Source organism: Paramagnetospirillum marisnigri (assembly GCF_001650715.1).
In the GTDB taxonomy this organism is placed as follows: Bacteria; Pseudomonadota; Alphaproteobacteria; order Rhodospirillales; family Magnetospirillaceae; genus Phaeospirillum; species Phaeospirillum marisnigri.
The window spans coordinates 20777-27613 of sequence record NZ_LWQT01000059.1; the positions used below are offsets into that span (position 1 = coordinate 20777).

At 66.1% G+C, this 6837-nt stretch carries 4 protein-coding genes; 1 reads left to right on the top strand and 3 read right to left on the bottom strand.

Annotated features, from left to right (window positions below; translation table 11 throughout):
• Positions 1 to 56 precede the first annotated feature (56 nt).
• Positions 57 to 2474, bottom strand: a complete 2418-nt coding sequence (locus tag A6A04_RS11895; RefSeq protein WP_245651180.1) for a sensor histidine kinase — start codon at positions 2472 to 2474, stop codon at positions 57 to 59.
• Between the two features lie 109 nt (positions 2475 to 2583).
• Positions 2584 to 3489: a sulfite exporter TauE/SafE family protein gene (locus A6A04_RS11900; RefSeq protein WP_068493156.1), complete on the bottom strand. Its 906-nt coding sequence runs from the start codon at positions 3487 to 3489 to the stop codon at positions 2584 to 2586.
• 117 nt (positions 3490 to 3606) lie between these two features.
• Between A6A04_RS11900 and rlmN the strand changes: the two genes are divergently transcribed.
• Complete coding sequence (gene rlmN / locus A6A04_RS11905) at positions 3607 to 4764, top strand: 23S rRNA (adenine(2503)-C(2))-methyltransferase RlmN (RefSeq protein ID WP_068493159.1); 1158 nt, start codon at positions 3607 to 3609, stop codon at positions 4762 to 4764.
• Here the strand turns inward: rlmN and A6A04_RS11910 are convergent.
• Positions 4733 to 6517: a hypothetical protein gene (locus tag A6A04_RS11910; protein ID WP_156612577.1), complete on the bottom strand. Its 1785-nt coding sequence runs from the start codon at positions 6515 to 6517 to the stop codon at positions 4733 to 4735. The two genes, rlmN and A6A04_RS11910, sit on opposite strands and share 32 nt — an antisense overlap.
• Positions 6518 to 6837: the final 320 nt, after the last annotated feature.

Genomic DNA, 6837 nt, shown 5'->3' on the forward strand with positions numbered 1-6837 from the left:
CCCATCATAGCGATCGACTTTCATTTTCGACCATATCACGAAAATGCGGGCAAAGATCAAGCCATCGGCCCGTCGATGGGCGCGGTCGGCGGTGGAATCAGCGGCAGCCAGACCACGAAAGTGGCGCCTTGGCCGGGCATGCTGTCCACTGCGATGCTGCCGCCATGCAGGTCGATGATGCGCCGCACGATGTAAAGCCCCAGCCCGGCGCCCCGGATGCGGTCGGCCTTGGTGGAGCGGAAGAATTTCTCGAAGATGCGCGGCTGCTCCTCCAGGGCGATGCCGGGGCCGCGATCGCTGACGCTGACCATGATCCCTTCGGGGTCGGCGATGATGCGCACCTCCACCGGCGACTCCGGCGGTGAGAATTTCAAGGCATTGTCGATCAGATTGGAGAACGCCACCCGCAGCAAGGTGGCGTCGGCCTGGATCAGGGCGGGGCCATTCGCCTTAAGGGTCAGATATCGGTTGGCGGCGAAGGGGCGTTTGTCATCACGCAGATCGGCCAGGGTGGAGGCCAGGTCGAATTCCACCACCCGCAGCGACATGGTGTTGGAATCCAGGCGGTCGTCGGCGAGGCAGACATCGATCAGGTCGGACATGCGCCGCACGGCGCGGCCGATCTTGGCGACCTCGTCCTGGGCTTCGGAATCGGCCTCGGAATAGATGCCAAGCAATTGGGACGCGGCCTCGATGATGGCCAGCGGCACCCGGAATTCGTGGGAAACCATGGACAGGAAGTTGCGCTGTTCCCGCATGGCCTGGTAGCTGGTCTCCAGCGCCGCCTCGGATCGCAGCCCGGCCAGGCGCAGGGATTCCTCCAGCAGCTTGCGGGTGGAAATGTCGTTGAGGCAGATCAGCACCGCCTCCTCGTTGCGATAGGTGAAGCGCACCGCCGACAACAGCGTCCAGCGCCTTTCGTCGGGGATGCGGCGGATTTCCAGTTCCGCCCCCAGGACGCAGCCGCTTTCCCTCAGTTTCCAGATGAATTGGTCGCGCTCGGCGGGATTGACGTAGAAGTCGCGGGTGCGCAAACCGCTCAGATCGCTATCGGTGGGAATATTGATCAACTCGGCGGCGGGCTGGTTCAGGAACATGAACCGCCCCTCGGGATAGGTCACCACCAGCATCGGGAATGGTGCCGCATCCAGAATGGCCCGGACCTGACGCTCGCTTTCCCGCAGGCGTCCCTCGGCGGCGCGACGTTCGGCGACCTCGGCCGCCAGGGTGGTGTTGGTCTCGGCCAGTTCGGCGGTGCGTTCGGCCACCCGGCGTTCCAACTCCCTCTCGGCCCGCCGACTGAGTTCCAGGCGGACGGCGTTGAGGCCAGCCGAGCGGTGCAGCAGGCCCAGCAGCAGCAGCGCGGTATGCACGGCCACGCTGGCCTGGACCACCAATGTGTTGACGGGAAGGCCCTGGTCCAGTCCCAGCGCCTTCAGGGCGGGCAGGGTCAAGGCCATCAGACAGACCAGCATCGCCAGAAGGAAATAGATGGCCCCGCGCTCCCCCCGCAGGGTCTGGACCAGGGCCAGCACCGTGGTGGTGGGCAGGAACACCACCATGGCTCCGCTGATCACGGGCGCCACCATCTGGAATGCATCGGCCAGCACCGACAGGGCACAGGCGCCCAGGCCCCATCCCGCCAGGGAATAGGCCCGGCCCAGACGGGGAAAGCCCGCGCCCAGGTCCAGCAGGCGGGAGGTGAAGGCAAGGCCGAAGCCAAGCATCAGACTGGCTCCCACGCCGGTCAACCGCTCGGCCAGGATGGGCGACCCGGGAAAGACGTGCTGCGCCAGCAGGCCATTGGCCGAGCCGAACATGGTCGTCGCCGCCAGAACATAGGCGAAATGGAGCAAATACAATCCGTCGCGGCCGATGGCGTATTGGAACAGCGAGATCAGGGCGATGACCAGCATGCCGCCGGCCACCAGTCCCAGGGCCAGGGATTCTGCCGCCGCCGCGGCGGCGAAGCGTGCCTTGGACCAGATGCGGGCGGTGACGGCCAAGGTGCTGGTGGATTGAATGCGCAGATAGATGACTTGGCTTTCGCCCGGCGGAAGGGCCAGATCGAAGACGAAGGTGCGGTGGGGCAGGGGGCGGGTCGAGAACGGGGTGCGGTCGCCGGTCTTGACCGCGTGGAAGCCTCGGCCGTTGCCGGGGGTGAACAGTCCGACATGGTCGAGATAGGCGCCGCCCACCTCCAGCAGCCAGTGCCCCGAGGCCCTGGACACCTCGTTGATGGGGATCCGCAGCCAGTAGGCGGCACGGTCATATCCGGCCGTCAGGTCGCCGTTCAGGGGGGTGAAGCGGTTGGCGATGTCCGGCCGCGCCATGTCATCGATCGCCAGACTGCCATCGGCATCGCGCAGCACATCCATCCGTCCGGCCAGATCGACGAAGTCCACCCGATCGTCGAGCACGACGGCGGCGCAGGCCCGACCGGACAGCGAAACGGTCAGAACCAGCAACGCCAAGGCGGCCAATGCGCCCCACCGGAGACAAGGCTTGCTCAATGGTCCCACCCGACTGTTCCCAACCCACCATCGGTACACCGAAGGCGGGCCAGGGGCAAGCCGGGCGGCCTCAGCCCGCCAGGGAGAATGTCTCGGCCGGGGTGGCGAACAGGCCCCAGGCCATCTCGCCGCAGACCGCCAGCACGATCAGGGCCAGCAGCAGACGAATCCGCTCGGCCGGGAGCGATCCGCCGAGGCGGGCTCCCAACTGCGCCCCCACCGCGCCGCCCGCCAGCAGGATCATGGCCAGGGGAATGTCGACGGTGTGGGTGGTATAGGCCTGGAGGACGGTGACATTGGCGGTGACGAAGATCATCTGGAACAGCGAGGTGCCCACCACCACGGCGGTGGGCATGCCCAGCACATAGATCATCAGCGGCACCAGGATGAAGCCGCCACCGACTCCCATGATGGCGGCGAGGACGCCGCCCAGGGCGCCGACCGCCACCGGCAGCAGGGCGCTGATGTAAAGGCCGGAACGGGGAAATTTGAGGCGCAGCGGCAGCGCGTGCCACGAATGATGGGGATGGCGCTTGCCCGGGGGCTTGCCGGTCTTGATACCCCAGGTGGCGGCGGCCGACTCGATCAGCATCAGCCAGCCGACCGCCCCCAGCACGCCCACATAGCTGAGGCTGATCACCAGGTCGATCTGGCCCAGGCGCTTGAGCAGGGCGAACAGCCAGACCCCCAGGCTGGAGCCGACGAAGCCGCCCAGCAGAAGGAAGATGGACATCTTGACGTCGACGGTGCCGCGTCGCCAATGGGCGAAGACGCCCGATACCGAGGACCCCATCACCTGATTGGCCCCCGAGGCCACCGCCACGGCGGGGGGAATGCCCAACATGATCAGCAGCGGCGTCAGCAGGAAACCGCCGCCGACACCGAAAATGCCCGACAGGACGCCGATGCCGCCGCCCACCGCCACCAGTTCCCAGACCTCGACCGACTGTTCGGCGATGGGCAGATACAGGCTCATGACGGCGCTCCAACCGGAAGGGGTGGGCAGGGTGGACGTCGATTGTGGCGAGAGCAAGGCATTCCTTTCATCGCAAACCATTGCTTCTTTGGCCCGGCGACCTTATCTGTCTCGGTCATGAACACCGTGCCCACCAAGACCAACCTGATCGGCCTGTCTCGCGCCCAATTGGCCGCCGAGATGGACGCCATCGGCGAGAAGCCCTTCCGCGCCAAGCAGCTTTGGCACTGGATGTATAATCGCGGTGAAACCGACTTCGCCGCCATGTCCTCCATCTCCAAGGTGATGCAGGCCAAGCTGGCCGAGCATTTCGAGGTCCGCCGCCCGCGAACCGAGCGCGAGATGCTGTCCGAGGACGGCACCCGCAAATGGCTGCTGAAATTCGATGACGGCAACGAGGCCGAAACCGTCTTCATCCCCGATCTCGACGAGGAGTTGGGCGCGGTTCACCGGGGATCGGTATGCATTTCCACCCAGGTGGGTTGCACGCTGACCTGCAAGTTCTGCCATACCGGCACCCAGTTGCTGGTGCGCAACCTGACCGCCGCCGAGATCGTCGGCCAGTTCATGGCTGGGCGCGATGCCTATGGCGAATGGCCCACCCCCGATGATACCCGGCGCCTGCTGTCCAATATCGTGGTCATGGGCATGGGCGAGCCGCTGTATAATTTCGAGAATGTGGCCACCGCCCTGGAAATCCTCATGGATGGCGAGGGCATCGGCATCTCCAAGCGCCGCATCACCCTGTCCACCTCGGGGGTGGTGCCCATGATGAAGGAATGCGGCGAGCGCCTGGGGGTCAATCTGGCCATCTCGCTGCACGCGGTCACCGACGAGGTGCGCGACCGCATCATGCCCATCAACAAGAAGTATCCCTTGAAGGAGTTGATGGCCGCCTGCCGCGACTATCCCGGCGCCTCCAATGCCCGCCGGATCACCTTCGAATACATCATGCTGAAGGGCGTCAACGATTCCGCCGCCGATGCCCGCGCCCTGCTGAAGCTGATCAAGGGCCTGCCCGCCAAGTTCAACCTGATCCCCTTCAATCCCTGGCCGGGCTCCGAGTTCGAGACCTCGGACATGAAAACGGTCAAGGCCTTCTCGGACATCTTGCAGGACAACGGCTATTCCGCCCCCATCCGCATGCCCAGGGGCCGCGACATCCTGGCCGCCTGCGGTCAGTTGCGCTCGGAAAGCCAGCGGGAAAAGGCGTCGCGCGCCAAGGCCCGGGCGGCGGCGGGGATCATCGACGAGCACCACCCGACGGAGGGGTGACGGCGCCGGGTCTGGCGGTGCCGCCCTTGGAGGGCAGGACCGGGTGGCTGAGGTCGCACATGACACCGGGGCCGTTGACCAGGGAATAGCCCGCCTTCACCAGCCGGGCGATCAGCGGCCGACGCCGCACCCCCCAGACATAGCTGGCGATCTTGGCCTTGCGCGCCGTCTCGCGGAACAGGTCGAGACGGGCAAACAATTCGTCATCGCCGACCCGTTCCTCGTCATGCAGTTCCGCCAGATCGACCCCCACGCCGCGTAGCTGGCTCAATGCAGGAATCATGGCGGCCGCCGAGAGGGGCAGGCGGGCGAGCACGTCGCAGCCGATACGCTCCAATGGCTCGAACATGCGACGCAGCACGATGGGGGGGACCTCGGGCGACAGGCCGAACACCTCGATCTTCAGGAAGCGGCGTCGGGCTTCCGAGGGGCAATCCTCGAAAGGAATGCGGATGCAGTCGCGCCATTTGGGCGATAGCGACATCCAGTGAACCGGTACCGTCAGGCCCAGCCGCTGACGGCTGAAGAACAGGTTCTTCAACTCACGCGCCGACTGGGTCGCGGCGAAGCGGTCCAGGGTCAGGGTCTCCATGGGGTTAAGGCCGTCATAGGCGTGCACCCCTTCCAGGGTGGGTGAATTATCGCGATCCGAGCGGATGAGCCGGGCATGGAACGCGCCGATCGCCCGGCGGCTGGTGACCCAGGTGGGGGTCCAGACCAGGGTCAGGGAGGATTCCGGGGTCAGGGGCGATGCTCCCCCGCCCCAGCCGCCGCCATCCACGGAGATGATGGTTTCCGGGGGCTTGGGTCCGCCTCCGGCCTTGTCGAGCCGTATCACCGCGCGTTCGGCATCGGCCCCGTTCAGTCTCTGCGGGGCGGCGTCCCCGTACCAACTGGGGGTGGCGGGCTCTGCCTTTCCAGGGGTGGCGCCCATGGAAATGCGTTCCGATCCTGCCGCCTTGTGGGCGCTGGACTGGTCGGGAGTGGCTTGATCGGCATGGGGGGGCGTGACCTCGAACCAGTCCGCCATCAAGGCCTTGTGGCTGGCTGCCCTGGCCGCGGCCTGGCGCGTGGCGTCGGCGCCTTGCAGCGTGGTCGACTGGACCAGGGTCTGCCGGGGAGCATCGGCCCCCTGCAAGGGGGCCGGAGCGGATGGGATGAACCAGTCGGGCTCTTCCATGCGACGGGTTTCGCCCCCTGAAATGGCAAAGCCTTTGCCGGGTTGGGCGGCGGCAATCCGGGCGGCGTCCTCGGGACTCATCAGCGAGGCCAGGGTGGCGCGGTGCGGTGCCGCCAGATCCTGAGCCGCCGCCGCCCCCGCGCTCCTGGCGGTGGAGTCCGTCGACAGCGCCGCCCCGGCCTGGGCCAGGGCGTGGTTGATGGCTTGGCGGTTCATCTCCCCTTCCTCGGTCAGGGCATCGTTCAGGGGCAGATTGGCGGACAGCACCTGGGGACGGCGCCCGTCGATGACCGCGTCGCCGAACAGATGGGCCGAAATGTCGTGGGCGATGGCGGCAACCTTGGTCCGGGTTTCCGAACGCGAGGCATTGGGCAGCGTCAGGCAGGAAATTTCGGCATCCAGCCGGGTGAAGATGTCTTGGCCGCTGTCCACATGGCGTCGGATGATGGACTCCACCGCCACTTCCACCAGTCCGTTCAACCGCTCCCATTTGGGGCCGACGGCATCGCGGAAGTCGGAAAGTGAAAATACGTGGAGATGGGGGTGGGGTTCGTCGCCCTCCTTGATGCGCACCAGTTCCCCCGCGAAGGCATCTTCGGAAAGGAAGCCTGTCCGGCGGGCGCGGGGCATGGCGTCGCGGCGATGGGAAGGCCTTGGCGTGGCTTCCTCCGGCAGATCGGAGGAGCCAAACCCGAAGCGTTGTCGAATACGGTCCCAAATCCGGCCAACACCCATTCGGCCGCCTCCCTTCCCCGAACTCGAAAGAACATGCACCCCAACTAGGGATATAGGTGCGCCCTGGCGGTTTTGTAGAGGGATCGTGTCCCTTGGATTGGTGTAACAGCGCAGTCGCCGTTTGATCTCCGGCGGGCTTGGCCGGATTGATCAGGCTG

Bases quoted from the DNA above. Each gene is read 5' to 3' on its own strand.
- A6A04_RS11900 (WP_068493156.1), bottom strand. From the start codon at position 3,489: ATGAGCCTGTATCTGCCCATCGCCGAACAGTCGGTCGAGGTCTGGGAA.
- rlmN (WP_068493159.1), top strand. From the start codon at position 3,607: ATGAACACCGTGCCCACCAAGACCAACCTGATCGGCCTGTCTCGCGCC.